The following is a 651-nucleotide window of genomic DNA, read 5'->3' as shown; positions in this document are numbered from 1 at the left end:
TACTAGTGATGGCAAAATAGAGGGAAATATATAAGCCGCATATCAAAGTGATGACTCAAGAAAAGCAAGCACGTCTACAAGCCTGTCTGCAAGAACTAGCAAGCATACTATATGAACAAACAAATCCCGCCCAATTAAACAACCTAGAAAGCATCGAAAAAACCGTGCGCTCGCAAATTTTAGAACAAGTGAGCCCGCAAATAGCCCTTTTTTTATCGAGCAGGCAACCGGAATCAATACAGGAAAGATCCGAAAAGTAAAAAGTTGTGTGGGAGTCCTGAAGTTGAAAGCTAAACAAGCCGAAAGATTAGGGTTGAAGTCACGTTCTCAATTGAGTCCACTGCTTGAAAAATGTTGTCTACGTCTAAGTGCCAACGAGTCGTATCAGAATGCCGAAGCCGAGATTGAGGCATTGACAGGGATGATTGTTGGTCACTCTACCCAACAAAGACTGGTAAATCGACAAGAGTTGCCATTACCATCCGCCAAGCAAGGGGTCTCAGAAATTAGCGTAGATGGAGGAAAAGTGCGACTGCGAGGTAAGCCAAAAGAAGGTAGTATCTGGAGAGATTACAAAGCTGTAAGGTTGCAAGGCATATACTATGGTGCTTTTTTTGACGATAATCAATCATTAATTGATTATGTTAACAG

At 41.9% G+C, this 651-nt stretch carries 1 pseudogene; it reads left to right on the top strand.

What is annotated here, in order from left to right:
* Positions 1 to 50: 50 nt before the first annotated feature.
* Positions 51 to 651 (top strand): annotated as a pseudogene (locus tag AABK37_RS41735) (ISKra4 family transposase); the annotation flags it as partial.

Source organism: Tolypothrix sp. VBCCA 56010 (genome assembly GCF_050875635.1).
In the GTDB taxonomy this organism is placed as follows: domain Bacteria; phylum Cyanobacteriota; class Cyanobacteriia; order Cyanobacteriales; family Nostocaceae; genus Hassallia.
The sequence above is the reverse complement of the archived record's forward strand: the minus strand, read 5'-3'. Positions and strand labels throughout refer to the sequence as shown.